Source organism: Streptomyces sp. NBC_01260, assembly GCF_036226405.1.
In the GTDB taxonomy this organism is placed as follows: domain Bacteria; phylum Actinomycetota; class Actinomycetes; order Streptomycetales; family Streptomycetaceae; genus Streptomyces; species Streptomyces laculatispora.
Window position 1 is genome coordinate 1,726,049 of sequence record NZ_CP108464.1, and the last position, 26,240, is coordinate 1,752,288.

The window sequence follows — 26,240 nt, forward strand, 5'->3', positions numbered from 1 at the left end:
CCTGGATGAGGTGCGGATTTCTCGGACCTCATGAGCAAACCTGCCGCAGACACCGCTTTGACCTGCGTTGATGGCTTCCATACGGAGATGGGTCGGCCCTTGACGGCGCCTGTACGTGCCCGATACGCGCCTCATACGCCACGGCGACCGGTTCCCGTGCGGCGGGCGGGGCCGCACGGCGCACGGGAACGCAGAAGCCGGTGGGCCGTACCCCAGGAAAGGGGTACGGCCCACCGGCCGGTGCTTACGGGTGCGGGGTCAGCGCACCTCGGTGATCTCGGGGCCGCGCTGGAGCTGACCCATGCCGCCGGAGAACTTCGAGCCCTCCTGCTCCTCCTGCTGAACACCCTCGGGCACCATCTGGGCATCGTTGGGGAGCTTCAGGACGATCGGGTCGCGCGGGGCCATCGGGCCGTCGCCGCGGACCACCACGGTGTCCCGGAAGACCGTCTCCAGCAGACCGGCGGCCTCCGGCTGCACGGCGCCCTGGCCGGAGATCACACCGCGCAGGAACCAACGCGGGCCGTCGATGCCGACGAAGCGGACCAGCTGCACGCCGTTCGCCCCGTCGGGAAGCTGTACGGGGACCTGCGCGCGCAGCTCCCAGCCCAGCGGGCCCTCGACCTCGTCGATGATCCCGCCCTGCTGGGTGATGCCGGAGGCGATCTCGTCGCGGACCTCGCCCCAGATGCCCTCCTTCTTGGGGGCGGCGAAGGCCTGCAGCTGGATCGCGCTGTCGCGCAGCACGACGGTGGCGGCGACGATCGCGTCACCGGCGACCTCGACACGCAGCTCCATGCCCTCGACCCCGGGCACGAAGATGCCGCCCAGGTCGACCCGGCCCTCGCCGGGCTGGGAGACCTCTTCGATGTCCCACGGCCCGTCCGGTCGCGGCGCCGGCGGAAGGTTCATCCGACGCGATCCGCCCTCGGCGGCATCGGCGTCATCGAGCTCGTCGACGACCTGCTCGGCCTCGCGCGCTTCGTCCGCCGTGTCCTCGGCGGAACCACTGTTCTTGCGACGTCCGAACACGTCACTGTCCTTCCCGGTCGGATTCGACCGAAGCGTAGCTGTTCCCGTCCTGGGGAACCCCGCCCCGGACGCCATCAACATCAACGGCGGCATGACCGCCGGTGGACCCGAAGCCCCCTTCGGCCCGCGCCGAACCGGGAAGCTCCGACACTTCGTGGAAGCGCACCTTCTCGACCTGTTGCACGACCAGTTGGGCAATCCGGTCGAACCGCTCGAACCGCACGGACTCGCGCGGGTCGAGATTGATGACGATCACCTTGATCTCTCCACGGTACCCGGCATCAACCGTCCCCGGGGCATTCACCAGTGCGACTCCACAGCGCGCGGCGATGCCGGACCGGGGGTGCACGAACGCGGCGTACCCGTCGGGCAGTGCGATCGAAACCCCCGTGGGCAGCACGGCCCGCTCGCCGGGTGCCAGTTCGGCGGCCTCGGTGGTCACCAGATCGGCTCCGGCGTCGCCGGGGTGCCCGTAGGCCGGGATCGGCACGTCCGGGTCGGTCCTGCGGATCAGCACGTCCACGGGATGGCGCATCAGGGGTTCACCTCGAAGGCGCGGGCGCGCTTGGCCTGGTCGGGGTCGGCCATCGCCGCCCGGATCTCGGCCGGGCGGCCGTTCTCGATGAAGTGGTCGACCTTGACCTCGATGAAGAGGGCCTCGGCCCGGACCGCCACGGGCCCGTCCGGGCCGCCGATCCGGCCCGTCGCCCTGGAGTAGATCTTCCGGCCGTGCACGGCGGTGATCGCGGCGTCGAGGAACAGCACCGTGTCGACCGGGACGGGGCGGACGAAGTCGGTCTCCAGCCGTCCGGTCACCGCGATCACCCGCAGCAGCCAGTTCAGCGAGCCGAGCGTCTCGTCGAGCGCGGTGGCCAGTACCCCGCCGTGCGCCAGGCCGGGGGCTCCCTGGTGGGCGGCCTGCACGGTGAACTCGGCGGTGACCTCGACACCCTCGCCGGCCCGCGCCTGGAGGTGCAGCCCGTGCGGCTGTCCCCCGCCGCATCCGAAACAGTGTTCGTAGTGCGCGCCGAGGAGCTCGCCGGGGGCCGGCGCGTCGGGGTGCCGGACCGGTTTCACCGCGTCGGCCGGGGGCTTCAGAGCCGCAGATGTTCCACTCACAGCCGCAGACCTTACCCGCGCGGCTACCCGCAGGTCGCGCCGTGCCAAGCTTGGGCTCATGCAGCCTTCCGCCCCGCCATTCGACGAACGCCTCACCGCACCCCGTTCATGGTGGGTGATCTGCTTCCTCCTCGGCATCGCGTGCGCGCTGATGCTGCTGCCGCTGGGCACCCTGCCGCTGCTCGCCGGCCTGGTGGGCGGCACAGCCGCGTCGGCGGTGGTGGTGAGTTCGTACGGCTCCGTCCGGATCCGGGTGGTGGGCGACGCACTCGTGGCCGGTGACGCGCGGATCCCGGTGTCGGCGCTCGGTGAGGCCGAGGTGCTGGAGGCCGAGGAGGCGCGCGCCTGGCGCTCGTACAAGGCGGACACCCGGGCCTTCATGCTGCTGCGCAGCTACATCCCGACGGCGGTGCGGGTGAAGATCACGGATCCGCAGGACCCGACTCCGTACGCCTATCTGTCGACGCGCGAGCCGCAGGCGCTGGTGGCGGCGCTGAAGGCGGCGGTCCGGGCCTGAGGCTGGTCCCGGGCCCCACGGGCCTCAGGCAGCCCTGGACGGGGCCGGCCGGGGCCCTGAGGCCCCAGGGGGGCGCGGTCGGCCCGCGGGGCGCGTGAACGGCCCGGCTAGCCCTCGGGGGGCTGGTCCGCCGGATGTCCGGGAAAGGCCTCGTACGGGAGCGCGGGCCGTTCCAGCGGCGGCAGCTCCGGCAGCCGGTCCCAGGGGATCTGCCGCTTCCGCAGATCCTTCCTGACCCGTTCGGCAAGTCTTCTGGTCTCACGGCGGTTCATCATCGCGCCGACCGTGGCGCCGATCATGAACGGAATCAGGTTCGGCAGATTGCGCGCGGTGCGCTTCATGATCTGCTGGCGCAGCTCGCGCTTCATCTGGCCGCCGAGTGCCGCGTTGACCGTCACGGGACGGGTGATGTCGATGCCGCGCTCCTCGGTCCAGGAGGTGAGGTAGGCGGTGGAGCGCTGGGCGAGACCGCCGGGCGGGCGGAGCCCGTACACCTCGTGCAGCTCCGCGACGAGCTTCATCTCGATCGCGGCCACACCGGTGATCTCCGTGGCCAGCTCGGCGAGCATGGCGGGCGGTACGGGCATCATGGCCGCCGCGCCGATTCCGGCGCCGACGGCGGCGGTGGCCTTGCCCGCGCCCGCGATGAGCTTGTCGGCCAGCTCCTCGGGCCCGAGGTCCGGGAACTGCTTGCGCAGGGTGGCGAGATCGCGCACAGGGACGCGGGGAGCGATATCGATGATCAGGTCGGCGATATGACCGATCGCTGCCCTGGCGCTCTCCCCGCCCTTGCGTACGCCCCGTTTCACTGATTTCAGACGGCCTGCCCCGGTCACGGGCTCCGTCCTGTCGACCTGTTCGGCCCTGTCGGCCGTGTCGACTTCTGCAGCCGCTCCGGCTGCTTCGAGCGAGGCCGGCCGGCCCCGCTCGTCGTCCTGTCCGCCCGGCGAGGGTGGCAGGGCGGACGGCTCGGCAGGCGCTGCTACGCCTTCTGCCGGGCCTGTACCGCCCTGATGCGCCTCCGACGACTTACTGCGCCGGGGGCGCCGCTTCCTGAACGGTGTGTCCCCTGCCACGGCCGACCGGACCTCAGTCGCAGTCGCGGCAGATCGGCTGGCCGTTCTTCTCGCGGGCCAGCTGACTGCGGTGGTGCACGAGGAAGCAGCTCATGCACGTGAATTCGTCGGCCTGCTTGGGCAGGACCCTTACGGCCAGTTCTTCGTTGGACAGGTCTGCGCCGGGCAGCTCCAGTCCTTCGGCCGCGTCGAACTCGTCGACATCGACGGCCGAGGCCGTCTTGTCGCTCCGACGAGCCTTGAGCTCTTCAAGGCTGTCCTGATCGACGTCGTCGTCGGTCTTTCGTGGGGTGTCGTAATCCGTTGCCATGTCGCTCTCCCCCTCTGGGTGTCTGCGGTGTCTCAGCGCACGTAACGCGTGAGAGGCCGGACTTGTGCCCGACCCGAGGCGGAGATTTTGCCTCACATCAAGGTCTGTTACTCAATCGACACCCAAAAGGACCGCTCGAGAGCGATCGGCTTGGGTGGCGATGGGGACCGTACACGGTCCTGGCGGCGCCGTTGACCGGCGCCACCCCGTGTACTTCCCGTGATAATGACCCCCGAAAACCCCAACTATTGCCGGATTTCCGGTGGGGGCCCTGATCACGGAGCGTGGACGGCCGGAAATTCGCTCCTGTGATCGATCACACATGGCCCCTTCGGGGCCGGGTCCGGAAAATTCCGCTCAAAGCGAACAAAATAATCCGCGTGCGAATCGCTTCGTCCGGCCTGTCAGACAGGCAGTGAGACGCGCATCACAAGACCACCGCCCTCGCGGGGCTCCGCGATGATACGGCCTCCGTGAGCACGCGCGACGGACCGCGCGATCGACAGGCCGAGCCCCACCCCCTTGTCGCTGCCCGTCCGCTCCGTACGCAGCCGTCTGAACGGCTCGAAGAGGTTGTCGATCTCGTAGCCGGGCACCACCGGCCCCGTGTTCGAGACGACGAGCAGGGCCTGGCCCGGCAGGAGCTCGGTGGTGACCCCGACCCAGCCGCCGTCCGGAACGTTGTAGCGCACCGCGTTCTGTACGAGGTTCAGCGCGATCCGCTCCAGCAGCACGCCGTTGCCCTGGACCACGGCCGGGGCCAGCTCGTCGCGCAGCTCCACGCCCTTGGCCTCGGCCTCGCCCCGGGTCTGGTCGAGGGCGCGCGAGGCGACCTCGGCGAGGTCGACGGGTTTGCGCTCGACGATCTGGTTGTCACTTCGGGCGAGCAGCAGCAGGCCCTCGACCAGCTGCTCACTGCGTTCATTGGTGGCCAGCAGCGTCTTGCCGAGCTGCTTGAGCTCCGGGGGTGCCTGCGGATCGGAGAGGTGGACCTCCAGCAGCGTGCGGTTGATCGCCAGGGGCGTGCGCAGCTCGTGCGACGCGTTCCCGACGAACCGCTGCTGCGCGGTGAAGGCCCGCTCCAGCCGGTCCAGCATGTCGTCGAAGGTGTCGGCGAGCTCCTTGAACTCGTCGTCGGGACCGTCCAGCTCGATGCGCCTGGAGAGATCCGTACCGGCCACCCGACGGGCGATCCGGGTGATCCGGCCCAGCGGCGAGAGCACCCGTCCCGCCATCGCGTAACCGAAGGCGAAGGCGATGATGCTCAGGCCCACGAGGGCCAGCAGCGACCGGTTGAGGAGCGTGTCGAGCGCCTGCTGGCGCTGGTGGTTGACGCAGGAGTTCATCGCCGCGTTGACGGAGTCCGGTGAGCTCCCCTCCCCCAGCAGGTTGCAGACCTTGCTGGACACATGGCCGTCGACGATCTTGAACGGCAGCTCGCTGCCGACGTGCAGGGCCTGCGCGGCCAGCATGTAGATGATCGACAGCAGCAGGATGCCGGCGATCAGGAACATGCCGCCGTACAGCAGGGTGAGACGTATCCGGATGGTGGGGCGCAGCCAGGGGTACGGGGGCTCCTGCTGTTTGGGCTCCCACGTGGGTTTGGGGGGCGCCGTCGCGGGCGGCGGGACAGTGGGCACCGGCATCAGATCCGGTAACCCGAGCCGGGCACGGTGACGATCACCGGCGGCTCACCGAGTTTGCGCCGCAGGGTCATGACGGTCACCCGGACGACGTTGGTGAACGGGTCGGTGTTCTCGTCCCAGGCCTTCTCCAGGAGCTGCTCGGCCGAGACCACGGCGCCCTCGCTGCGCATCAGGACCTCCAGCACCGCGAATTCCTTGGGCGCGAGCTGGACCTCCTGCTCGCCACGGAAGACCTCCCGGCGGTTCGGGTCGAGCTTGATCCCGGCACGCTCCAGGACCGGCGGCAGTGCGACGGTCGTACGGCGCCCGAGCGCCCGAACCCGCGCGGTCAGCTCACTGAAGGCGAAGGGTTTGGGCAGATAGTCGTCGGCGCCGAGCTCAAGGCCCTCCACCCGGTCACTGACGTCTCCGGAGGCGGTGAGCATGAGCACCCGGGTCGGCATGCCCAGCTCGACGATCCTGCGGCAGACGTCGTCGCCGTGCACCAGGGGGAGGTCCCGGTCCAGCACCACGACGTCGTAGTCGTTGACCTCGATGCGCTCCAGTGCCGCTGCACCGTCGTACACGACATCGACGGCCATGGCCTCCCGGCGCAATCCGGTGGCCACCGCATCGGCGAGCAGCTGCTCGTCCTCCACGACGAGTACGCGCACGGCGCTTCCTTCCCTAGAACTTCCACAACAGAGCTGCACAACGTCCGCGACGGACCGGCGGAACGTTCGAACCAGACCGGTGGCCCATGATCCGGGCCGTACCCAGGCACGGTCTGTGCGCCTCCATCCTGCCCGTAACGCGTATAAACGGGCGGTAAGACGGCGCGGCCCGACCTGCGGCTTCCCGGAATGCAGCGGTTTTCCGGGCCAGTTGAGGTTTCTCTGAGGGCCGGGTTGGGGAGGACGAATTCACACCCGCGATCGCGCCTCTTACGTGGCGTGCCACTGGCCCCCTCCGTTCCCCCGGAGGATGCGTGATCACCCGCCCTACCGCCTCGGCGGAGGGAAACCCGGGCACACCCCCGTGCCACCGACCCACGATGAGGGGGCGCCTCATGGACGCTTTCACCGCAGGTCTGCTGCAACGCATCAAGACCACCGAGTCCGACCTCACGAAGGCCCGCGAGACGGGCGACGACTTCCTCGCGGACGTCGAGCAGAGCGAGCTGGAGGATCTGCACCGCCTCGCTGCCGAGCATGGAGTCCACATCGGCGCCTCACGCGTCTGAGCCGTCACGAGAAGGCCCCGCAGTGCCGTACCGGCACATGCGGGGCCTTCTTCGTTCCGGTGCGGCCCACGGCCCGCACAGCGGCTCAGTCGTGCCAGGCGCCCAGTTCCTCCAGCAGGGACTGCAGCGGCTCGAAGACGCCCGGTGACGCGGCCACCGTCAGGCCGCCGTCGGCGGGCATCCCCGGCCGCCCGCCGGTGAGCGCGCCGGCCTCCCGCGCGACGAGGTCACCGGCCGCCAGGTCCCACGGGTGGAGGCCGCGCTCGTAGTAGCCGTCGAGACGGCCCGCGGCGACGTCGCAGAGGTCGATCGCGGCGGAACCGCCACGCCGGATGTCCCGCAGCCGCGGGATCAGCACGCGCGCCACGTCGGCCTGGTGCGCCCGGACGTCGGCGACGTAGTTGAAGCCGGTCGACACGAGCGCCTGGTCGAGCGGCGGAGCGGGACGGCAGCGCAGGGCGGCCCCGCCGTCCCCGTAGGCACCGCCCTTCGCGTACGCACCGCCGCCGAGCACCGCGTGGTACGTCTCCCGGCGCATCGGGACCTCCACCACGCCCACGACCCGCTCGCCGTCCCGTTCCGCGGCGATGGAGACGGCCCAGGTGGGCAGCCCGTACAGGTAGTTCACGGTGCCGTCGAGCGGGTCGATCACCCAGCGGATGCCGCTGCTGCCCTCGGAGCTGGCGCCCTCCTCACCGAGGAAGCCGTCCTGGGGGCGGCGTTCGGACAGGAAGCCGGTGATCAGTTTCTCGGCGGCGATGTCCATCTCGGTGACGACGTCCACCGGGCTGGACTTGGTCGCGGCCACCCCCAGGTCAGCGGGGCGTCCGTCGCGCAGCAGCGCGCCGGCCCGGTGGGCGGCGTCCAGGGCGAGGTCGAGCAGTTCGGACAGCAGGGGGTCGGTCACAGCGCTCCCAAGGGGGTGAGGGGACGGGTCGGGCGGGACCTACGCGTACGGGCTGTCGGCGCCCGCGGCGGCCGGCCTGGCCGCACGGGCCGGGCAGCAGCCGACCGGGCAGAGGTCGTGGCTTGCCCCGAGCGCACCGAGGGCACACCTCTTCCGGCCGCGGCCCTGTTCGGTGGCCGCGCGCTCCAGCACGAGGTCGCGCACCGCCGCCGCGAACCGCGGGTCGGCGCCGACGGTCGCGGACCGGCGCACCGGCAGGCCGAGCTCGGCGGCCTTCGCGGTGGCCTCGGTGTCGAGGTCGTACAGGACCTCCATGTGATCCGAGACGAAGCCGATGGGCGCCATCACCACGGCGGGAACGCCGTCGCTGTGCAGCAGCTCCAGGTGGTCGCAGATGTCGGGTTCCAGCCACGGAATGTGCGGGGCACCGCTGCGCGACTGGTAGACGAGCTGCCAGGGGTACTCGGCACCGGTCCGCTCACGGACGGCCTCGACGATCACCCGTGCCACGTCGAGATGCTCGGCGACGTACGCACCGCCGTCGCCGTGCGCCTCCGGCGGGCCGGAGGCATCGGCCGCCGAGGTGGGGATGGAGTGCGTGGTGAAGGCGAGGTGCGCCCCGGCCCGCACGTCCTCGGGAAGGTCGGCCAGGGAGGCGAGCACGCCGTCCACCATCGGTTCGACGAAGCCGGGGTGGTTGAAGTAGTGCCGCAGCTTGTCGACGCGCGGCACCGGCAGCCCTTCGGCCTCCAGGACGGCCAGCGACTCGGCGAGGTTCTCGCGGTACTGCCGGCAGCCGGAGTACGAGGCGTACGCGCTGGTCGCCAGGACGGCGATGCGACGGTGTCCGTCCCCGGCCATCTCGCGCAGGGTGTCGGTCAGGTAGGGCGCCCAGTTGCGGTTGCCCCAGTAGACCGGCAGGTCGAGTCCGTGATCCGCGAAGTCCTTGCGCAGGGCGTCGAGCAGGGCCCTGTTCTGGCCGTTGATCGGGCTGACGCCGCCGAACAGGAAGTAGTGCTTGCCGACCTCCTTCAGCCGCTCCTCTGGGATGCCCCGGCCGCGGGTCACGTTCGCCAGGAACGGAACCACGTCGTCCGGGCCTTCGGGGCCCCCGAAGGAGAGCAGCAGCAGGGCGTCGTAGGGAGCGGGCTCACGCAGATCGGACATGACATCGATCCTGCCACCCGTCCCCGGCGCGGCTCCCACCGACATCCGTCCCGCACACCCGCCGGTCTCCCGCGGCCGGGCACACCGCCCCACCCGTAAGCTGTATCGGCCACGTTCACCCCTGACACCGCGTGTGACCACGCCGTAGCGGAGTACCCCTTGCCCAGTCCCTACCGCGCGATCTTCGCCGCCCCCGGCTCCAAGAGGTTCTCCTCGGCCGGCTTCTTCGGCCGCATGCCGCTGTCCATGATGGGCATCGGCGTGGTGACCATGGTCTCCCAGCTGACCGGCCGGTACGGGCTGGCGGGCGCGCTCTCCGCGACGCTGGCGATGGCCGCAGCGGTGGTGGGACCGCAGGTGTCCCGGCTGGTCGACCGGCACGGACAGCGCCGGGTGCTGCGCCCGGTGACCCTCGTCGCCCTGGCGGCCGTGGCCGGTCTGCTGGTCTGCGCGCAGCAGGGGCTGCCGGACTGGACCCTGTTCGTGTTCGCGGCCGGCGCCGGCTGCGTCCCCAGCGTCGGTTCGATGGTCCGGGCCCGCTGGGCGGAGATCTACCGGGGCTCGGCGCGGCAGCTCCACACCGCGTACGCGTGGGAGTCGATCGTCGACGAGGTGTGTTTCATCTTCGGCCCGATCATCTCGATCGGGCTCTCCACCGCCTGGTTCCCCGAGGCGGGCCCGCTGCTGGCCGCCGGCTTCCTGCTGGTCGGCGTCTTCTGGCTGACCGCGCAGCGGGCCACCGAACCGGTGCCGCATCCGCACGCGCGGCACACCAGCGGTTCCGCGCTGGCCTCCCGCGGCCTCCAGGTGCTCGTGGGGACCTTCGTGGCGACCGGCGCGATCTTCGGAGCGATCGACGTGGTGACGGTGGCCTTCGCCGAGGAGCAGGGCCACAAGGCCGCGGCGAGCCTCGTGCTGGCCGTGTACGCGCTGGGGTCCTGCCTCGCCGGGGCGGTCTTCGGCCTGCTGCACCTGAAGGGCAGGCCGTCCAGCCGGTGGCTGGTGGGAGTGTGTGCGATGGCCGTGAGTATGATCCCCCTCCAACTGGCCGGGAGCCTGCCGTTCCTGGCCGTGGCGCTCTTTGTCGCGGGCCTCGCCATCGCACCGACGATGGTCACCACCATGGCTCTCGTCGAACAGCACGTACCGCGCACCAGACTGACCGAGGGCATGACCTGGACCAGCACCGGGCTCGCCGTAGGTGTGGCGCTCGGCTCCTCGGCCGCCGGCTGGGTGGTCGACGCGTCCGGGGCGAAGGCGGGGTACGCGGTGCCCGTCGTGGCGGGAGCGCTCGCGGCCGCGGTGGCGTTCCTGGGGTACCGCCGGCTCAGTGGGCCGGTTCCTACGGAAGGGCGCGGGGAAGATGACCGACACCTACGCACGGACGACGACAAGCGCGTGGCGTAACTGGGCGGGGAACGTCACCGCCCGTCCGGTACGGACCGTGTCACCCGCCTCCGTGGACGAGCTGGCCGAGGAGCTGCGCAGGGCGTCCGAGGACGGCCTGAAGGTGAAGCCGGTGGGCACCGGCCACTCCTTCACCGCGACCGCGGCCACCGACGGACTGCTGATACGCCCCGATCTGCTCACCGGCATCCGGGAGATCGACCGTGCGGCGATGACGGTGACCGTCGAGGCCGGCACCCCGCTGAAGCGCCTCAACACCGCGCTGGCCCGCGAGGGCCTCTCGCTCACCAACATGGGCGACATCATGGATCAGACGGTCGCCGGGGCCACCTCCACCGGCACCCACGGCACCGGCCGCGACTCGGCGTCGATATCCGCGCAGATCCGCGCCCTGGAGCTGGTCACGGCGGACGGCACGGTGCTGACCTGCTCGGAGACCGAGAACGCGGACGTCTTCGCCGTCGCCCGGATCGGGCTCGGCGCCCTGGGCGTCATCACGGCGATCACCTTCGCCGTGGAGCCGGTCTTCCTGCTGACCGCCCGCGAGGAGCCGATGACCTTCGACAAGGTCACGGCCGACTTCGATCAGCTGGTGGCCGAGAACGAACACTTCGAGTTCTACTGGTTCCCGCACACCGGCAACTGCAACACCAAGCGCAACAACCGGAGCGCGGGCCCCGCCGCTCCGCCCGGCAAGGTCAGCGGCTGGATCGAGGATGAGCTCCTCTCCAACGGGATCTTCCAGGCGGCTTGCTCGCTCGGCCGGGCGGTACCCGCCACGATCCCCTCGATCGCCAAGCTCTCCAGCCGCGCCCTGTCGGCACGCACGTACACCGACATCCCGTACAAGGTCTTCACCAGCCCGCGCCGGGTGCGGTTCGTGGAGATGGAGTACGCCCTGCCCCGCGAGGCTGCCGTGGAGGCGCTGCGCGAGGTCAAGGCGATGGTCGAGCGTTCACCGCTGCGCATCAGCTTCCCGGTGGAGGTGCGCACCGCCCCCGCCGACGACATCGCGCTCTCCACGGCCTCGGGCCGGGAGAGCGCGTACATCGCCGTCCATCTGTACCGGGGCACGCCGTACCAGGCGTACTTCACGGCGGTGGAGCGGATCATGACCGCCCACGACGGCCGCCCCCACTGGGGCAAGGTCAACACCCGTGACTCCGGGTACCTGGCCGGGGTGTACCCGCGGTTCGGCGAGTTCACCGCGGTCCGGGACCGGCTGGACCCGGACCGCCTCTTCGCCAACGACTACCTGCGCCGGGTCCTGGGCGACTGATGACCGCGTCCGCTCACTGACCGGCGTCCGTGCCGGTGGGTGCGTTCTCCTGCGCCGGCGCGCTGCCCGACGGGGCGGGGGTGCTGCCGGTGCCGGTGCCGTCGCTGGGGGTGGGCGGCGGCGGGGCGACGGAGCCGTCGCCCGCGGAGTCCGACGGGGTGGGAGTGGGCGTCGGCGTCGGGTCGGCCGTGGAGCCGTCGCCCCGGCCCGGCTCCGGGCTCCGGCTCTGTCCGCCCGACCCCGGGTCGGTGCCGGGCGCCGTGCCGTTGTCCTGGCCCGGGGCCGGCCGGTCCTGGCCCGGGTCGGTGCTGTCCGACGGCGTGGGACCGGCCGGGGCCGAGCCGCTCTCGCCGCGTACGACGGAGCCCACGGTCGTTCCCTGGCCGCCGCTCAGGTCGTTGCCCGAGACCAGTTCGAACGTGGTGATCCCGGCCATCGCGACGACGAACACCACTGCGGCCCCGAGCGCCGAGCGCTTCCAGCCGCGGATCCGGGTGCCGTGTGTGGTCGCCTGCGAGAACTCGTCGTCCCCGGCCCCGGGGGCCGTCGCGAGCGGCCGGGTCCCGTCGAGCGACTTGATCAGCTGCGTCCGCCCGGGGTCGTCGGTCGCCCTGCGCAGGACGGTGGTGGCGTCCACGGCGCGCAGGACCGTGGTGGCGTCCGCCTCCTCGGGCGCGGTCGCCGCGTCCACCCGGCGCAGGACCGTCGTGGCGTCCATCGCGCGCGGCACCGCGGCGGCGTCGGCGGACCCTTCGGCCTCCCGCAGGGCGATCCGCGTCTCGGGGGTCCCCCACGTCCCGTCCGCGTCACCGGCATCACGCTTCTGGCGCGTGTGCACGGTCACCTCACGGTCCGGGTGCTTCACCTGGACCGTGACCTCGCGGATCTGTTCACCCGTACGACGGAAGAAGTGCTGGAAGACCGAGCCACCGCAGGTGGCCACGATGCTCATCACCCCGGCGCCGAGAATCGTTCCGTACACGCCCAGTTGTGAGGCCGCCACCGCCGCCGCGACCGCCGCGACGGCACTGCCCGCGACCTGGGGCAAGCTGAGATCGATCCGCCTTTCTCTGGGTTCTATGTCACTTTCCGGCTTCTGCACCATTTCCAGCCCTTGATTGACATCGCTCCCACCATGCAACAAGAAGGGACATTTGAGCGAAGCCGATAGTTCCGTTTACGGTGATTCTGTGAAGCAGGACACGCGGGAGGGACATACCGCCCCGACCGGGTAACCCAACTCCCGTGCCTCACGAGAACTTCGGCGGCGCGGCGGTCCACCCACATGGCCCGAATGGAGTACTGTGGCGAGCCCTGGGGCCGGACTCCCGCGTGGAAGTCCGGAACCTTCGGGACGGGGCCGAAGGAGGCACTCGATCCGGCGGCGCCGCGGCATCGCACGGAGGCCGGCTGCACGGAGTGACCGACGGTCACTTTGTGTTGCGCAAGAGGTCACCGTGTCATACCGGCGATCAAGGGCTCACGCCCGACACGCCGGGCAACACGGCAATGTTGTGGCAGGCTGCACCCGGGCAGGCCACACTCGACTAGCGGAAGCAGCGACGCACGTGACGTCGGCAGGCACCACCCGGGAGGTCCCCATGCCCGAACTGCGTGTCGTGGCCGTCTCCAACGACGGCACACGACTGGTGCTCAAGGCTGCGGACAGCACGGAGTACACCCTTCCGATCGACGAGCGGCTGCGAGCCGCCGTGCGCAACGACCGCGCGCGGCTCGGCCAGATCGAGATCGAGGTGGAGAGCCACCTCCGCCCCCGCGACATCCAGGCCCGGATACGAGCCGGTGCCTCGGCGGAGGAAGTCGCTCAGTTCGCCGGGATTCCGGTGGACCGTGTCCGCCGCTTCGAGGGCCCCGTGCTCGCGGAGCGCGCCTTCATGGCCGAGCGGGCCCGGAAGACTCCTGTGCGCCGTCCCGGCGAGAACACCGGCCCCCAGCTCGGCGAGGCGGTGCAGGAGCGACTCCTGCTGCGCGGCGCCGACAGGGAAACCGTCCAGTGGGACTCCTGGCGCCGCGACGACGGCACCTGGGAGGTCCTCCTGGTGTACCGGGTCGCCGGTGAGCCGCACTCGGCGAGCTGGACGTACGACGCCCCGCGCCGGCTCGTCCAGGCGGTGGACGACGAGGCGCGCTCGCTGATCGGCGAGACCGACGACGTTGCCGCGCCCGAACCCAGCTTCCCGTTCGTTCCGCGGATCGCCCGGCTGCCGCGCGACCGGCCGCTGGACCGCGCCCTGGACCGTCAGATGGAGCGCCCCGCCCCGCCTCCACCCCCGGAGCCGGAGGAGCGCATCGGCGGGGTCACGGCGAGCGAGCGCGATTCGCTCACCAGTCTCCTGGAGGCCGTACCCAGCTTCCGCGGCGACATGGTCGTGCCGGAGCGCCCCGCACCGCCCGAGCCCCCGGCGATCGAACCGGCCGTGCGGGAGCCGGAGGCGGAGGATCCGCCCGCTCCGGCCGCCTCCGCGGGCGCCGGCTCCGCCTACGCGGATGTGCTGATGCCTCGCGCGGTGGCCGGTCACCGCGACCGGCTGACCGGGACGACGGACCGCCAGGCCGAGGCGGACGGCGTCCGGCCGGGCCGCCGGGCCGCGGTGCCGAGCTGGGACGAGATCGTCTTCGGCACGCGCCGCAAGAAACAGGACTGAACCGGGTGATCGCAGCATGACGGGGGCCCGTACGCGCTTGCGTACGGGCCCTTGTGCGCTGCCCGGGCGGAACCCGTCGCCCCGGTTCCGGCCCGCCGCCCGGTTACCGGGGTTCGGGACCCGTGGCGACCGGACGGGACTCGTCGGCCGACCATTCGGACCAGGAGCCCGCGTAGAGAGCGGCCCGGTAACCGGCGATCTCCAGCGCCAGCACCTCGTGGGCGCCGGAGACGCCCGAGCCGCAGTAGACGCCGATGTCCGCGGTGGCCCCGTCGGCGCCCAGCCCGGCGAAGCGGGCGGTCAGCGCCTGGACGGGAAGGAAGCGCCCGTCCGCGCCGACGTTCTCCCCCGTGGGGGCCGAGACCGCGCCGGGGATGTGCCCGCCCACCCGGTCGATCGGCTCCACATCGCCGCGGTAGCGCTCGGCGGCCCGCGCGTCGAGCAGCAGGCCCGAACGCGCCAGGGCCGCCGCGCCGTCCGCGTCCAGCAGGGGCAGTACGCCCGGCTCGGGGACGAAGTCGCCTTCGGCCGGGGCCGGGGTCTCCTTCGACAGCTCGCCGCTCCAGCCGGCGAGACCGCCGTCCAGCACCCGGACGTCCCGGTGCCCCGTCCAGCGCAGCAGCCACCAGGCGCGGGCCGCCGCCCAGCCCAGCCCGCCGTCGTACACGATCACCGAGCTGTCCCGGCCGACCCCGGCGCGGCGCATCACCGCGGCGAATTCCGCCGGGTCGGGAAGCGGATGACGGCCGCCGCCGCCCGCGGGCCCGGCGAGTTCCGCGTCCAGATCGACAAAGACCGCCCCGGGGATGTGCCCGGCTTCGTAGTCGGGCCGACCGTGCGGGCCGCCCAGTTGCCAACGTACGTCCAGGAGCACCGGCGGACGTGGACCCGCCGACTCGCTCACACATTCGGATGCGGAGATGATGGGCTTCATGGGAGCCATCCTCGCGCAGTTGCCTGCCCACCCGTAACAACGGCGAAATGGTCGTACTGGAACAAATGGGACCACGTCCGTCGAGATCACGGAAAGTGCGGCGCGGCCGGGGCGCATCGAGCGCCGGGTGGTGCAAGCATCTGCACGGGGCGTACACACCCCGTACCGCACGACGGCGCGCAGGCCCCGTTCCCCCGTACGGCCACCACGATGGTCCGAGGAGATAGTGACGATGACCGAGGCTGCCGCTCGGCGTACACCCGGAACACCTTGCTGGGTGAGCTTGATCGTGCACGGTCTGGACACGACCCAGAACTTCTACGCCGAACTGTTCGGCTGGGAGTTCGGACCGGGCCCGGAGCAGCTGGGCCCGTACGTCCGGGCACTGATCGACGGGAAGGAGGTCGCGGGCATCGGACAGCTGCCTCCCGACCGGCACCTCCCGATCGCCTGGACGACCTATCTGGCCACCGACGACGCCGATCTCACGGCGGAGACGATCCGTGCCTGCGGCGGCACGGTGGGCGTCGGACCGCTCGACGCGGACGAGGCGGGCCGGATGGCCATCGCCTCCGACCCGTGCGGGGCCGTCTTCGGGATCTGGCAGGCGGCCCGGCATGTGGGCACCGCGCTGGCGGGGTCACCCGGAACGCCGGTCTGGAACGAGCTGGTGACCCGGGAGACGGTGACGGTCGCCAAGTTCTACCAGGCGGTGTTCGGCTACGAGGCGGAGGCCGTGGTCTCGGCCGACTTCGACTACCAGACCCTGCATCTGGACGGCCACCCGGTGGCGTCGCTGCACGGCGTGGGCCACGGCCTGCCACGGGACCGCGGCCCGCACTGGATGACGTACTTCGAGGTAGCCGACACGGACGAGGCGGCGCAGCACGTGGTGGAGCTCGGCGGACACATCCTCCAGCCGCCCAGGGAGGGGTCCAGCGGCAGGGTGGCGACCGTCGCCGATCCGGAGGGCGCGGCCTTCACGATCGTCCGTTCGGCGAAGCGCTGAGGCAGACGGGGCCGCCGGGTTCTCCGGCGGCCCCGGTGTGCGCTTTCGAGTGAACTTCGGGCATGTACTGGCCCGGTGCGGTCCGGTGAGCGGGACTCCACGTTCACGCTCGGTCAGGCCGACCGCAGCCACCGGGAGATCGCCGTGCACATCCTGCTCCTCACGAGTGCCTTCAACAGCCTCACCCAGCGCGTTCAAGCCGAGCTCACGGACCACGGGCACACCGTGGCCGTGGAGCTGATGCACGAGGACAGCCCGCTCCGGGACGTCGTGCGCCGGGAGGACCCGGACCTTGTCGTGGCGCCGTTCCTCAAGACCGCGATTCCCCAGGATGTGTGGTCGGTTCACACGTGTCTCGTCGTCCATCCCGGGCCGGTCGGCGACCGTGGGCCCTCCTCACTCGACTGGGCCGTCCACGAGGGTGCGGACGAATGGGGTGTCACCGTCCTGCAGGCGAACGCGGAGATGGACGCGGGTGACGTATGGGCATCCGTGGCCTGCTCGCTGCCGCCGGTGGCGAAGAGCGATCTGTACCGCAACGAGATCTCGGACGCCGCTGTGGAGGCGGTGCTCCTGGCCGTCGGACGCTTCGCGTCCACGACGTACACCCCGGTCCCGCAGAACTCCGGGGCCGACGACGGCTGCCGCCCCTATTTCGGCCAGTCGCTGCGACGCATCGACTGGCAGTCGGACTCCACCGCAACGGTGGTCCGCAAGCTCAGGGCGGCGGACTCCCAGCCCGGGGTACTCGACGACCTGCTGGGCGGCGAGTGGTTCCTGCACGGCGGGCACCCCGAGTTCCGGCTGCGCGGACGTCCGGGGGAAGTGGTGGCCACCCGCGACGGCGCGATCTGCCGGGCGACCACCGACGGTGCGGTGTGGATCCCCGAGCTGCGGCCCCGGCGGACGCCGGGCGGTCCGGCCACGTTCAAGCTTCCGGCCACCTCGGCGCTCGCCGGGCGGCTGTCCGCCGTACCCGCCCGGCCGGCTCCGCTGCACAGGACCGGGCACGAGGACATCTGGTCCGAGATCAGCTATCGGGAGGAGGCGCGGACCGGCTTCCTCTCGTTCTCGTTCCGCGGCGGCGCGATGAGCACGGACCAGTGCGAACGCCTGCTGAGCGCCTACCGGTTCGCCTGTTCCAGGCCCACCTCGGTACTGGTACTCGGCGGCGGCCGGGACTTCTTCTCCAACGGCATCCATCTCAACGTGATCGAGGCGTCGGCCGATCCCGGCGCCGAGTCCTGGGCCAACATCAACGCCATGGACGACCTGGTGGAAGCGGTTCTGACCACCACGGACCGGCTCGTCGTCTCCGCGATGGCCGGAAATGCCGCGGCGGGCGGGGTGATGCTGGCTCTCGCCGCCGACGAGGTGTGGTGCAGGGCCGGTGCGGTGCTCAATCCGCACTACCGTCTGATGGGGCTGTACGGATCGGAGTACTGGACGTACACGCTGCCGCGGCGGGTGGGTACGGCGGTGGCCGACCGGTTGACGCAGGAGGCGCGGCCGGTCAGTTCCGGGGCGGCTCTGCGACTCGGACTGGTCGACAGGGTGATCGAATGCGGCCCTCAGTCGTTCGCCTCCGAAGCCGGCGCGCTGGCCTCCCGCCTGGCAGCGCTGCCGGCGACGCAGTCCCGTGTCAACGCCAAGAAGGCGGAGGGGGACCATGTCGACCTGGCCCCCTACCGCGAGGACGAACTCGCACACATGCACCGCATCTTCGCGGATCCGCAGCATCCGTACCACGGGCTGCGCCGGGCCTTCGTGCGCAAGGAACGCCCCGCATCCGGCACCGCCCTTCACCACACCGCACACCCCCGGGGATGACCGCGGCCACCCGGCGGAGCCGCTACCGCTGCGCCGCGAGCCAGTCGTACCAGTGGGCGAGTCCCTCGCCGGTGGTCGCGGAGACCGTCAACACGTGCACGTCCGGGTTCACCGAGCGCGCGTGCCGCGCGCACTGCTCGACGTCGAAGTCGACGTAGGGCAGCAGATCGGCCTTGTTGATCAGGATCAGGTCGGCGGCGGCGAACATGTACGGATACTTCAGCGGCTTGTCCGTGCCCTCGGTGACCGAGATGATCACGACCTTGGCGCGCTCGCCCAGATCGAACAGGGCGGGGCACACCAGGTTCCCGACGTTCTCCACCATGAGCAGCGAGTCCTGGGGCGGGGACAGCGCCGTGAGCGCGTCCCGCATCATCTCCGCGTCGAGGTGGCATCCCGCCCCGGTGTTCACCTGCACCACGGCGCAGCCGGTGCGGCCGATCCGGTCGGCGTCGAGCCTGGTCTCCTGATCGCCCTCGATGACGGCCATCGGCCGACGGCCGCCGAGATCGGTGATGGTGCGTTCGAACAGGGTGGTCTTGCCCGCGCCCGGTGAGCTCATCACGTTCACGGCCACGACGCCGCGATCCGTCATCCACGTCCGGTTGCGGTCCGCGAGGAGGTCGTTCTTGGCGAGCACCTTCTGCTCGATGGTGACGGTCTCGCCGTCGCCGTTCGGCCGAAGACCCCCGTGCGGATGCGGATGCGGGTGGGGATGCGGATGTCCGTGACCGGGTTCATCATCCTCCCGCAGCATCGCGATCCTGGTCCCGCCGCTCTCCTCGGAACAACCGCAGGTGCCACACATGGTTCAGCCCACTCTCATGGAAACGATCTGCAGTTCCTGTCCCGATGTGATCTCCACATCCGCGCTGCCGCAGGGACACAGCAGAATCAGGTCGGTCAGGGTGAATTCGACAGCACAGGTACGGCAGCGGCCGGCACCGGGCGGCTGCTCGATCTCCAACTCGGCCCCCTCGGCGGCCGTTCCCTCGGTGACCAGGCCGAAGCAGAACCGCATCGAGTCGGGCACCACGGCGGTGAGCGCACCGACGCGGACGCGGACCGTGCGGACCGGACGCCCCTCGGCGCGTTCGCACACCGAGTCGACGACGTTCTGTGTGATGGCCAGCTCGTGCACCGGTGCCTCGTCCTTCCTGGGGTGGCTCCGACCGTAGGACGGCGGCGGACCCTGCCGGCGTCCGACCGGACCGGTGCCCGGCCGGATCACCCGAGCGGTCCACAGCGTGCGGTCATTCGGCCCCGGGAATCGGGCGGGGTCAGGAATTCCCCGTGTTGCCGGTGCACCCGAATCGAGGCGTGATGGTAGCAATGTGCGCGTACCCATCCGTGGGGGCCGATGGCCGGTGGGCCGTCATCCTGAAAGGCGGCACTTCCATGCCGACAGAGGAAGCGGTAAAGGCGGAGGACACTCTGATCCATGTCCTGTGGATCAACGCGGGACTGAGCTGTGACGGCGATTCCGTTTCGCTGACCGCCGCTACTCAGCCGAGCATCGAGGAGATCGCTCTCGGTGCCCTTCCCGGACTTCCGCAGGTCGCAGTCCACTGGCCGCTCATCGATTTCGAGTGCGGCCCCAACGGCGGCGCCGATGATTTTCTCGAATGGTTCTTCAAGGCCGACCGCGGAGAGCTGGAACCGTTCGTCCTGGTCGTCGAGGGCTCCATTCCGAACGAGCAGTTGCACGACGAGGGGTACTGGTGCGGATTCGGCAACGATCCCGCCACCGGTCAGCCGATGACCACCAGTGAGTGGCTCGACCGGCTGGCCCCGAAGGCCACCGCGGTCGTCGCGGTCGGGACCTGTGCGACGTACGGCGGTATCCACGCCATGGCGGGCAACCCGACCGGCGCGATGGGCGTGCCCGACTACCTGGGCTGGGACTGGAAGTCCAAGGCCGGGATCCCGATCGTGTGCGTCCCCGGGTGCCCGATCCAGCCGGACAACCTGTCGGAGACGCTCACCTACCTGCTCTACATGGCCACCGACCAGGCCCCGATGATCCCGCTCGACGAGGCTCTGCGGCCGACGTGGCTGTTCGGGTCGACGGTCCACGAGGGCTGCGACCGGGCCGGGTACTACGAGCAGGCCGACTTCGCGACGGAGTACGGCTCACCGAAGTGCATCGTCAAGCTGGGCTGCTGGGGACCCACGGTCAAGTGCAACGTGCCCAAGCGCGGCTGGATGAACGGCATCGGCGGCTGCCCCAACGTCGGTGGCATCTGTATCGGCTGCACCATGCCGGGGTTCCCGGACAAGTTCATGCCGTTCATGGACGAGCCGCCGGGCGGAAAGCTCTCGACCAACGCGGTCGGGCTGTACGGGTCGACGATGCGGCGGCTGCGCCACATCACCACGCACACCCTGGACCGCGAACCGAAATGGCGTAAGCCCGGCAAGGAACTCACGACCGGCGCCGCACGCACCTGGTAAGTGACCGCGCAATCACCGCAACGGACAGAAAGATGAGGCGGCGCACATGACCGCGACGCAGCACAAGGGTGCCGGGGGAGGCCAGGGAAAGAACGACCTGGTCGAAATGGCGTGGGATCCCATTACCCGGATCGTCGGCAGTCTGGGTATCTACACCAAGATCGACTTCAAGCAGAAGGTGGTCGCCGAGTGCCACAGCACCAGCTCCATCTTCCGCGGCTATTCGGTCTTCATGAAGGGAAAGGACCCGCGGGACGCGCACTTCATCACGAGTCGCATCTGCGGAATCTGCGGTGACAACCACGCCACGTGTTCCTGTTACGCGCAGAACATGGCCTACGGGGTGAAGCCGCCGCACCTGGGCGAATGGATCGTCAATCTCGGCGAGGCCGCGGAGTACATGTTCGACCACAACATCTTCCAGGAGAACCTGGTCGGGGTCGACTACTGCGAGAAGATGGTCGCGGAGACCAACCCCGGGGTGCTGGAGCAGGCCAACCGCACCCAGTCCCCGCACGGCGACGCCCACGGATACAAGACCATCGGCGACATCATGCGGTCGCTGAACCCGTTCACCGGCGAGTTCTACCGCGAGGCGCTCCAGGTCAGCCGGATGACCCGGGAGATGTTCTGTCTGATGGAGGGGCGCCACGTCCACCCCTCCACGCTGTATCCCGGCGGCGTCGGCACCGTGGCGACCATCCAGCTGATGACGGACTACATCACCCGGCTCCAGCGGTACGTCGAGTTCATGAAGAAGGTCGTGCCGATGCACGACGACCTCTTCGACTTCTTCTACGAGGCCCTGCCGGGCTACGAGCAGGTCGGCAACCGGCGCATCCTGCTGGGCTGCTGGGGTTCCTTCCAGGACCCGGAACACTGCAACTTCGAGTACAAGGACATGACCGACTGGGGACGGAAGATGTACGTCACCCCCGGTGTCGTCGTCGACGGGAAGCTGGTCACCACCGACCTGGTGAAGATCAATCTCGGCATCCGCATCCTGCTCGGCTCGTCGTACTACAACGACTGGGACGAGCAGGAGACGTTCGTGTCCCACGATCCGCTCGGCAACCCGGTCGACCGGCGCCACCCGTGGAACCAGCACACCAACCCGCAGCCGCAGAAGCGGGACCTGGACGACAAGTACAGCTGGGTCATGTCGCCTCGGTGGTTCGACGGCAAGGACTACCTGGCGCTCGACACGGGCGGCGGACCGCTCGCGCGGCTGTGGACCACCGCGCTGGCCGGCCTGGTCGACATCGGCTACATCCAGGCCACCGGACACAGCGTCAAGATCAACCTCCCCAAGACCGCGCTCAAGGGGCCGGTCGAGCTGGAGTGGCACGTCCCCAAGTGGAGCAACACCATCGAGCGCAACCGGGCGCGCAGCTATTTCCAGGCCTACGCGGCCGCCTGCGCGCTCCACTTCGCGGAGAAGGCGCTCGCGGAGATCAGGTCCGGGAACACCAAGACCTGGGAGAAGTTCGAGGTGCCCGAGGAGGGCGTGGGCTGCGGGTTCACCGAGGCGGTGCGCGGTGTGCTGTCGCACCACATGGTGATCCGGGACGGCAAGATCGCCAACTACCACCCGTACCCGCCGACCCCGTGGAACGCGAGTCCTCGCGACACGTACGGCACGCCGGGTCCCTACGAGGACGCCGTGCAGGGCCAGCCGATCTTCGAGGAGAACGACCGCGAGAACTTCAAGGGCATCGACATCATGCGCACGGTGCGCAGCTTCGACCCCTGTCTGCCCTGCGGCGTGCACATGTATCTCGGCGAGGGCAAGAAGCTGGAACTCCTGCACTCCCCCACCCAGTCCGCGGGCAGCGAGTGATGGCGCGGGAGGAATCCCCGCAGGCACCCGACTGGCGGACGACCGGTGACCGCATCGACACCCTGATCGCCGCCAGCGGCTCGGGCGGCGCGGTCGCCCGTGAGCGCAGCGAGGAACTGGTCCGGCTGGTCGTCGACTTCTACGGCGCCGGGCTGGAGCGGCTGCTCGACCTCGTGCACGACCAGGGGCGGCTGGACGACGAGGTCCTGGCCGCCCTGGCCGGCGACGACCTGGTGGCCAGCGTCCTGCTGGTGCACGGGCTGCACCCGTACGGCGTGGAGACCCGGGTCGAGCAGGCGCTGGAGAGCGTGCGGCCGTATCTGGGTTCGCACGGCGGTGATGTGGAGCTGCTCGCCGTGACCGACGAGGGCACCGTCCGGCTGCGGCTGCTGGGCAGCTGCGACGGCTGCCCGTCGTCCTCGGTCACGCTCAAGCTGGCCGTGCAGGGTGCGGTGGAGGCGGCGGCTCCGGAGATCACCTCGATCGAGGTCGAGACCGCCGCCGAGCAGGAGTCCGGGGCGGCGGGGCCGCTGGTGCCGGTGGACTCGCTGTTCTCCCGGCTCCACACGGATACCGAAGCCGCCCCTGACGACGGCGCGTCGTGGGAGGTCGTGCCCGAGCTGGCGGGGCTGGAATCCGGTGCCGTGGCCCGGATGGAGGTCGGCCGGATGCCGGTCGTGGCCTGCCGGGTGGGTGCGGACCTCTTCGCCTTCGAGGACCGGTGCGCGCGCTGCGAGCGGCCGTTCGAGGGTGCCACTCTGGCGCGGCGGCTGGGCGGTGGCTCAGGGGACGCGATCCTGCGCTGCGCCGGCTGCCGGGCGCACTACGACGTGCGGCGGGCGGGTGTCTGCCTCGACGAGGACGGCGCCCATCTGGCCCCGTTGCCGCTGCTGTCGGACGGCGGCGAGGTCTCCGTGTCGGTGCCCGCGGCGGTGGCGCCGTGATCGCGGCCGGCCGTTCCACCTCCCCGGCGTCCACGCTGCTGCGCCTCAGTCGCGACCGGCCGCCGCCCCTCGCCGGGGAGCGCTGCGAGATGTGTGCGGAGCCGATCGGCGAGAGCCACTCCCATGTGGTGAACCTCGACAGCCGGGCCCTGATGTGCGGCTGCCGGGCCTGCTACCTGCTGTTCACCGACGAGGCGGCGCAGCTGCGCTACCGGGCGGTCCCCGAGCGCTATCTGCACTTCGCCGGGCTGACCGTGGACGGGCGCGCCTGGGACGAGTTGCAGATCCCGGTCGGGCTCGCCTTCCTGTTCCGCAATTCGGTCCAGGACCGCATGGTCGCGTTCTATCCGGGTCCGGCCGGGGCCACCGAATCGGAACTGCCGCTGGACGCCTGGGCGGCCGTCGTCGAGTCGAGCCCGGAGCTCGCCGGGCTGCGTCCCGATGTCGAGGCGTTGCTGATCCGGCGCACTCCGGGGAGCGGCGGTTCGTGCCATCTGGTGCCGATCGACGCCTGTTACGAGCTGGTGGGGCAACTGCGCACGCTGTGGCGCGGCTTCGACGGCGGCTCCGAGGCACGCACCGCGATGGAGGCCTTCTTCGCCCGGGTGGCGGAGCGCAGCCGGCCCGCCGCGGGGATCGGGGCGACGTGAACGACTTCGCGTTCTCCGTCCTCGACGTCTTCGCCGAGCCGTACGCGGCCGCGCCGCAGCTGACGGCGCGGCTGCGGATCGAGGAGCGGACGGGCCGGCGGATCCACGCCATCGCGCTGCACTGCCAGGTCCGCATCGAGCCGCAGCGGCGCCACTACGACGATGCCGAACAGAGCGGTCTGCACGCCCTGTTCGGCGGCCGGGACCGCTGGACGGACACCCTGAAGCCGTTCCAGTGGATGAGCTGCGACACCACGGTGCAGGGGTTCAGCGGGGCCACCGAGGTCGACCTCGCGCTGCCCTGTACGTACGACTTCGACGTGATCGGCTCCCGCTATCTGCACGCCCTGGGAGAGGGCTCGGTCCCGCTCGCCCTGATGTTCTCCGGCACGGTCTTCACCCGCGGCAGCAAGGGCTTCGGGGTGGAGCAGGTGCCGTGGGACTGCGAGGCCCGCCACTCCATGCCGGTCGAGGTGTGGCGGCGCATGGTGGCGGCGCACTTCCCGAACACCGGCTGGATCAGGCTGGACCACGAGGTGCTCGCGCGCTTCGCGGACTTCCGGGCCCGGCGCGGGCTGATCAGCTGGGACGAGACGGTCCAGGCCCTCCTGGCCGAGCACGACGAGGTGAGTCCTGTGAGCGGTGACCGGACGCGTTCGGACGAGGTGGTCCCGCGATGAGCCTTGACCAGGTGCGTTCGATCGCCGACGCCGTCCTGTACGAGGGCTACCTGCTCTACCCGTACCGGGCGAGCTCCCACAAGAACCGCTCGCGCTGGCAGTTCGGGGTCCTCGGCCCGCCGAACGCCGCACCGGCGAGTTTCGGCGAGCAGCCGGAGATGGAGACGCAGTGCCTGCTGGCACCGCACGACGGACCGGCGGCCGTCACCGTACATCTGCGCTTCCTCCAACTCCAGGTCCGCGAGGTGCGGAGCCCGGGCGCGGACGGGGTGGAGGTGCCGGTCGACCAGCTCACCGTGGACGGGGTCCCGGTGCTGTCCTGGGACGAGGCGGTCGAGCGGGAAGTCGTGCTGGCCGCGCTGCCGCTGGGTGAGCCGACGGACACCGTCCATGAGGTCCCCGGCGGTGAGGACAGCGAGCCGGTGACCGACGCGCGGGGCGCGGTGGTGGGCCGGATCGTGCGGCGGCGGCTGCCGTTGACGGTCCGTATCCGTACGGACACCTTCGTGGACGACGGATATGTGCGCCTCTCGGTGGCGGTGCGCAACGAGCACCCGGAGCCGGCGGCCACCAAGGACGACGCGATCCGGGCCTCGCTGATCGGCGCGCATCTGCTGCTGCGGGCGCACGACGCGGAGTTCGTCTCGCTGCTCGAACCGCCCGCCGGGGCGGCGGGCGCCGCCGGTCGTTGCCGGCAGCGCAGGTGCTGGCCCGTGCTCGCCGGTCCGAAGGGGACGACGGACATCCTGCTCGGTGCGCCGATCATCCTGTACGACTACCCGGAGGTCGCCGAGCAGAGCCCGGGCGCCCTGTTCGACTCGACCGAGATCGACGAGATCCTGACCCTCCGGGTGATGACCATGACGGAGGCGGAGAAGGCGGAGGCGCGGGCCACCGACCCCCGCGCCAGGGAGATCATCGACCGCTGCGACGGTATGTCGCCCGCCGGCCTCCAGCAGTTGCACGGACTGCTGCGCGACCCCCACCGGCCGCAGCCCGCGGCCGTCGTGGAGCCCGCGGCCGACGTGCGGGACGTGGAGCCCGCCGCCTTCGACACCTCGGGCGCCCCCTGGTGGGACCCGGCGGCCGATGCCTCGGTACGGCCGGGGAGCGACGCGGTGGTGATCGACGGGGTCCGGGTGGCCAAGGACAGCCTGGTCCGCGTCCATCCGTCCCGGCGTGCCGACGCGCAGGATCTGTTCTTCGCCGGCCAGGTGGCCCGGGTGACCGCGGTTCTCTCGGACGTGGACGGCGGCACGCACGTCGCCCTGGTCCTCGTCGACGACCCGGCAGCGGACCTGCACGACTGGTACGGCCGCTACTTCTACTTCGCACCCGACGAGCTGACACCGCTGACCGTCCAGGAGACGGCGCGGATCCGAGAGGAGAACCCATCGTGAAGATCGTGGGCATCATCACCGCCGGTGTGGCGGCGGCCGTGGCACTGGTCGCCGTGGGCGTCGGCATCAAGTCGATCCCCGACGTCCGCCGCTATCTGCGCATCCGTTCGATGTGAGTCGTGAATTCCGATGTGAGTGAGGAAGTGCATCC

At 70.7% G+C, this 26,240-nt stretch carries 27 protein-coding genes; 14 read left to right on the forward strand and 13 right to left on the reverse strand.

Annotated elements, in window-relative coordinates:
* Positions 1–258: 258 nt before the first annotated feature.
* From OG322_RS07515 to OG322_RS07525, 3 genes are read right to left on the reverse strand one after another with little or no spacing between them, the layout of a single operon-like run.
* Positions 259–1,032, reverse strand: coding sequence for a DUF3710 domain-containing protein (locus OG322_RS07515; protein WP_123462924.1), 774 nt, complete (start codon positions 1,030–1,032; stop codon positions 259–261).
* Between the two features lies 1 nt (position 1,033).
* Positions 1,034–1,567 carry a dUTP diphosphatase gene (gene dut, locus OG322_RS07520; protein WP_123462922.1) on the reverse strand — a complete coding sequence of 178 codons (534 nt, stop codon included), beginning with the start codon at positions 1,565–1,567 and terminating at the stop codon, positions 1,034–1,036.
* A complete protein-coding gene (locus OG322_RS07525; RefSeq protein ID WP_123462920.1) occupies positions 1,567–2,151 on the reverse strand; it encodes a PaaI family thioesterase in 585 nt (194 codons plus the stop codon). The genes dut and OG322_RS07525 overlap by 1 nt, the downstream gene beginning before the upstream one ends.
* 58 nt (positions 2,152–2,209) lie before the next feature.
* On the opposite strand from OG322_RS07525, the gene OG322_RS07530 reads away from it, so the two are divergent.
* Positions 2,210–2,668: a DUF3093 domain-containing protein gene (locus tag OG322_RS07530; protein WP_123462918.1), complete on the forward strand. Its 459-nt coding sequence runs from the start codon at positions 2,210–2,212 to the stop codon at positions 2,666–2,668.
* Between the two features lie 107 nt (positions 2,669–2,775).
* Here OG322_RS07530 and OG322_RS07535 read toward each other — a convergent pair whose 3' ends face one another.
* The 4 genes from OG322_RS07535 to OG322_RS07550 all read right to left on the reverse strand — a co-directional run bounded on the left by OG322_RS07535 (position 2,776) and on the right by OG322_RS07550 (position 6,353).
* Positions 2,776–3,744, reverse strand: coding sequence for a hypothetical protein (locus OG322_RS07535; RefSeq protein ID WP_123462915.1), 969 nt, complete (start codon positions 3,742–3,744; stop codon positions 2,776–2,778).
* A gap of 13 nt (positions 3,745–3,757) precedes the next feature.
* Positions 3,758–4,054 carry a DUF4193 domain-containing protein gene (locus OG322_RS07540; RefSeq protein ID WP_003965732.1) on the reverse strand — a complete coding sequence of 99 codons (297 nt, stop codon included), beginning with the start codon at positions 4,052–4,054 and terminating at the stop codon, positions 3,758–3,760.
* A 404-nt stretch (positions 4,055–4,458) separates the two neighbouring features.
* Positions 4,459–5,694 carry a sensor histidine kinase gene (locus tag OG322_RS07545; protein ID WP_398911838.1) on the reverse strand — a complete coding sequence of 412 codons (1,236 nt, stop codon included), beginning with the start codon at positions 5,692–5,694 and terminating at the stop codon, positions 4,459–4,461.
* A gap of 5 nt (positions 5,695–5,699) precedes the next feature.
* A complete protein-coding gene (locus tag OG322_RS07550; protein WP_024490544.1) occupies positions 5,700–6,353 on the reverse strand; it encodes a response regulator transcription factor in 654 nt (217 codons plus the stop codon).
* 395 nt (positions 6,354–6,748) lie between these two features.
* Here OG322_RS07550 and OG322_RS07555 point away from each other — a divergent pair, with 395 nt between their 5' ends.
* Positions 6,749–6,922 (forward strand): hypothetical protein, encoded by a 174-nt coding sequence (locus OG322_RS07555; RefSeq protein WP_164494452.1) that lies wholly within the window; start codon positions 6,749–6,751, stop codon positions 6,920–6,922.
* Between the two features lie 85 nt (positions 6,923–7,007).
* Here the strand turns inward: OG322_RS07555 and OG322_RS07560 are convergent, their stop codons facing one another.
* Together OG322_RS07560 and OG322_RS07565 are read right to left on the reverse strand one after the other, a co-directional pair.
* Positions 7,008–7,829, reverse strand: a complete 822-nt coding sequence (locus OG322_RS07560; RefSeq protein ID WP_329306233.1) for an inositol monophosphatase family protein — start codon at positions 7,827–7,829, stop codon at positions 7,008–7,010.
* 39 nt (positions 7,830–7,868) lie between these two features.
* The gene (locus tag OG322_RS07565) at positions 7,869–8,996 is read right to left on the reverse strand and encodes a ferrochelatase (RefSeq protein WP_329306234.1); all 1,128 of its coding nucleotides are present in this window, start codon (positions 8,994–8,996) and stop codon (positions 7,869–7,871) included.
* Between the two features lie 159 nt (positions 8,997–9,155).
* Between OG322_RS07565 and OG322_RS07570 the strand changes: the two genes are divergently transcribed.
* Positions 9,156–10,403: an MFS transporter gene (locus OG322_RS07570; RefSeq protein WP_123462907.1), complete on the forward strand. Its 1,248-nt coding sequence runs from the start codon at positions 9,156–9,158 to the stop codon at positions 10,401–10,403.
* Positions 10,360–11,682: a D-arabinono-1,4-lactone oxidase gene (locus OG322_RS07575; RefSeq protein ID WP_123462905.1), complete on the forward strand. Its 1,323-nt coding sequence runs from the start codon at positions 10,360–10,362 to the stop codon at positions 11,680–11,682. Before OG322_RS07570 ends, OG322_RS07575 begins: the two co-directional genes overlap by 44 nt.
* A 13-nt stretch (positions 11,683–11,695) precedes the next feature.
* On the opposite strand, the gene OG322_RS07580 is transcribed toward OG322_RS07575, so the two are convergent.
* Positions 11,696–12,787 (reverse strand): hypothetical protein, encoded by a 1,092-nt coding sequence (locus tag OG322_RS07580; protein WP_123462903.1) that lies wholly within the window; start codon positions 12,785–12,787, stop codon positions 11,696–11,698.
* Between the two features lie 496 nt (positions 12,788–13,283).
* Here OG322_RS07580 and sepH point away from each other — a divergent pair, with 496 nt between their 5' ends.
* Entirely contained in the window at positions 13,284–14,348 is a 1,065-nt protein-coding gene (gene sepH / locus OG322_RS07585) for a septation protein SepH (RefSeq protein WP_123462902.1), read from the forward strand.
* A 103-nt stretch (positions 14,349–14,451) separates the two neighbouring features.
* On the opposite strand, the gene OG322_RS07590 is transcribed toward sepH, so the two are convergent.
* Positions 14,452–15,282 carry a sulfurtransferase gene (locus OG322_RS07590; RefSeq protein ID WP_266410819.1) on the reverse strand — a complete coding sequence of 277 codons (831 nt, stop codon included), beginning with the start codon at positions 15,280–15,282 and terminating at the stop codon, positions 14,452–14,454.
* Between the two features lie 232 nt (positions 15,283–15,514).
* Here OG322_RS07590 and OG322_RS07595 point away from each other — a divergent pair, with 232 nt between their 5' ends.
* Both OG322_RS07595 and OG322_RS07600 read left to right on the forward strand, forming a co-directional pair.
* Positions 15,515–16,291 (forward strand): VOC family protein, encoded by a 777-nt coding sequence (locus OG322_RS07595; protein ID WP_185095456.1) that lies wholly within the window; start codon positions 15,515–15,517, stop codon positions 16,289–16,291.
* 144 nt (positions 16,292–16,435) lie between these two features.
* Positions 16,436–18,121, forward strand: coding sequence for a hydrogenase maturation protein (locus tag OG322_RS07600; RefSeq protein ID WP_123466136.1), 1,686 nt, complete (start codon positions 16,436–16,438; stop codon positions 18,119–18,121).
* Between the two features lie 22 nt (positions 18,122–18,143).
* Here OG322_RS07600 and hypB read toward each other — a convergent pair whose 3' ends face one another.
* The gene (hypB, locus tag OG322_RS07605; protein ID WP_206432411.1) at positions 18,144–18,878 is read right to left on the reverse strand and encodes a hydrogenase nickel incorporation protein HypB; all 735 of its coding nucleotides are present in this window, start codon (positions 18,876–18,878) and stop codon (positions 18,144–18,146) included.
* Between the two features lie 54 nt (positions 18,879–18,932).
* A complete protein-coding gene (locus OG322_RS07610; RefSeq protein WP_164494451.1) occupies positions 18,933–19,262 on the reverse strand; it encodes a hydrogenase maturation nickel metallochaperone HypA/HybF in 330 nt (109 codons plus the stop codon).
* Positions 19,263–19,519: 257 nt separating this feature from the next.
* Between OG322_RS07610 and OG322_RS07615 the strand changes: the two genes are divergently transcribed.
* The 7 genes from OG322_RS07615 to OG322_RS41530 are packed head-to-tail and all read left to right on the forward strand — an operon-like array spanning position 19,520 to position 26,205.
* Positions 19,520–20,575: a hydrogenase expression protein HypE gene (locus OG322_RS07615; protein ID WP_123462892.1), complete on the forward strand. Its 1,056-nt coding sequence runs from the start codon at positions 19,520–19,522 to the stop codon at positions 20,573–20,575.
* Between the two features lie 46 nt (positions 20,576–20,621).
* Positions 20,622–22,415 carry a nickel-dependent hydrogenase large subunit gene (locus tag OG322_RS07620; protein ID WP_123462890.1) on the forward strand — a complete coding sequence of 598 codons (1,794 nt, stop codon included), beginning with the start codon at positions 20,622–20,624 and terminating at the stop codon, positions 22,413–22,415.
* Positions 22,415–23,359, forward strand: a complete 945-nt coding sequence (locus tag OG322_RS07625; protein ID WP_123462888.1) for a NifU family protein — start codon at positions 22,415–22,417, stop codon at positions 23,357–23,359. Before OG322_RS07620 ends, OG322_RS07625 begins: the two co-directional genes overlap by 1 nt.
* Positions 23,356–24,009, forward strand: coding sequence for a DUF5947 family protein (locus OG322_RS07630; RefSeq protein ID WP_329306235.1), 654 nt, complete (start codon positions 23,356–23,358; stop codon positions 24,007–24,009). The genes OG322_RS07625 and OG322_RS07630 overlap by 4 nt, the downstream gene beginning before the upstream one ends.
* Entirely contained in the window at positions 24,006–24,689 is a 684-nt protein-coding gene (locus OG322_RS07635; protein WP_123462886.1) for a DUF6084 family protein, read from the forward strand. Before OG322_RS07630 ends, OG322_RS07635 begins: the two co-directional genes overlap by 4 nt.
* Positions 24,686–26,089, forward strand: coding sequence for a hypothetical protein (locus OG322_RS07640; RefSeq protein WP_329306236.1), 1,404 nt, complete (start codon positions 24,686–24,688; stop codon positions 26,087–26,089). The genes OG322_RS07635 and OG322_RS07640 overlap by 4 nt, the downstream gene beginning before the upstream one ends.
* Positions 26,086–26,205: a DUF6893 family small protein gene (locus OG322_RS41530; RefSeq protein ID WP_372446678.1), complete on the forward strand. Its 120-nt coding sequence runs from the start codon at positions 26,086–26,088 to the stop codon at positions 26,203–26,205. The genes OG322_RS07640 and OG322_RS41530 overlap by 4 nt, the downstream gene beginning before the upstream one ends.
* Positions 26,206–26,240: the final 35 nt, after the last annotated feature.

Bases quoted from the DNA above. Each gene is read 5' to 3' on its own strand.
- sepH (WP_123462902.1), top strand. From the start codon at position 13,284: ATGCCCGAACTGCGTGTCGTGGCCGTCTCCAACGACGGCACACGACTG.
- OG322_RS07625 (WP_123462888.1), top strand. From the start codon at position 22,415: ATGGCGCGGGAGGAATCCCCGCAGGCACCCGACTGGCGGACGACCGGT.
- hypB (WP_206432411.1), bottom strand. From the start codon at position 18,878: ATGCTGCGGGAGGATGATGAACCCGGTCACGGACATCCGCATCCCCAC.
- OG322_RS07530 (WP_123462918.1), top strand. From the start codon at position 2,210: ATGCAGCCTTCCGCCCCGCCATTCGACGAACGCCTCACCGCACCCCGT.
- OG322_RS07595 (WP_185095456.1), top strand. From the start codon at position 15,515: ATGACCGAGGCTGCCGCTCGGCGTACACCCGGAACACCTTGCTGGGTG.
- OG322_RS07620 (WP_123462890.1), top strand. From the start codon at position 20,622: ATGACCGCGACGCAGCACAAGGGTGCCGGGGGAGGCCAGGGAAAGAAC.
- OG322_RS07575 (WP_123462905.1), top strand. From the start codon at position 10,360: ATGACCGACACCTACGCACGGACGACGACAAGCGCGTGGCGTAACTGG.
- OG322_RS07565 (WP_329306234.1), bottom strand. From the start codon at position 8,996: ATGTCCGATCTGCGTGAGCCCGCTCCCTACGACGCCCTGCTGCTGCTC.
- OG322_RS07615 (WP_123462892.1), top strand. From the start codon at position 19,520: ATGCCGACAGAGGAAGCGGTAAAGGCGGAGGACACTCTGATCCATGTC.
- OG322_RS07580 (WP_123462903.1), bottom strand. From the start codon at position 12,787: ATGGTGCAGAAGCCGGAAAGTGACATAGAACCCAGAGAAAGGCGGATC.
- OG322_RS07640 (WP_329306236.1), top strand. From the start codon at position 24,686: ATGAGCCTTGACCAGGTGCGTTCGATCGCCGACGCCGTCCTGTACGAG.
- OG322_RS07590 (WP_266410819.1), bottom strand. From the start codon at position 15,282: ATGAAGCCCATCATCTCCGCATCCGAATGTGTGAGCGAGTCGGCGGGT.
- OG322_RS07555 (WP_164494452.1), top strand. From the start codon at position 6,749: ATGGACGCTTTCACCGCAGGTCTGCTGCAACGCATCAAGACCACCGAG.
- dut (WP_123462922.1), bottom strand. From the start codon at position 1,567: ATGCGCCATCCCGTGGACGTGCTGATCCGCAGGACCGACCCGGACGTG.
- OG322_RS07540 (WP_003965732.1), bottom strand. From the start codon at position 4,054: ATGGCAACGGATTACGACACCCCACGAAAGACCGACGACGACGTCGAT.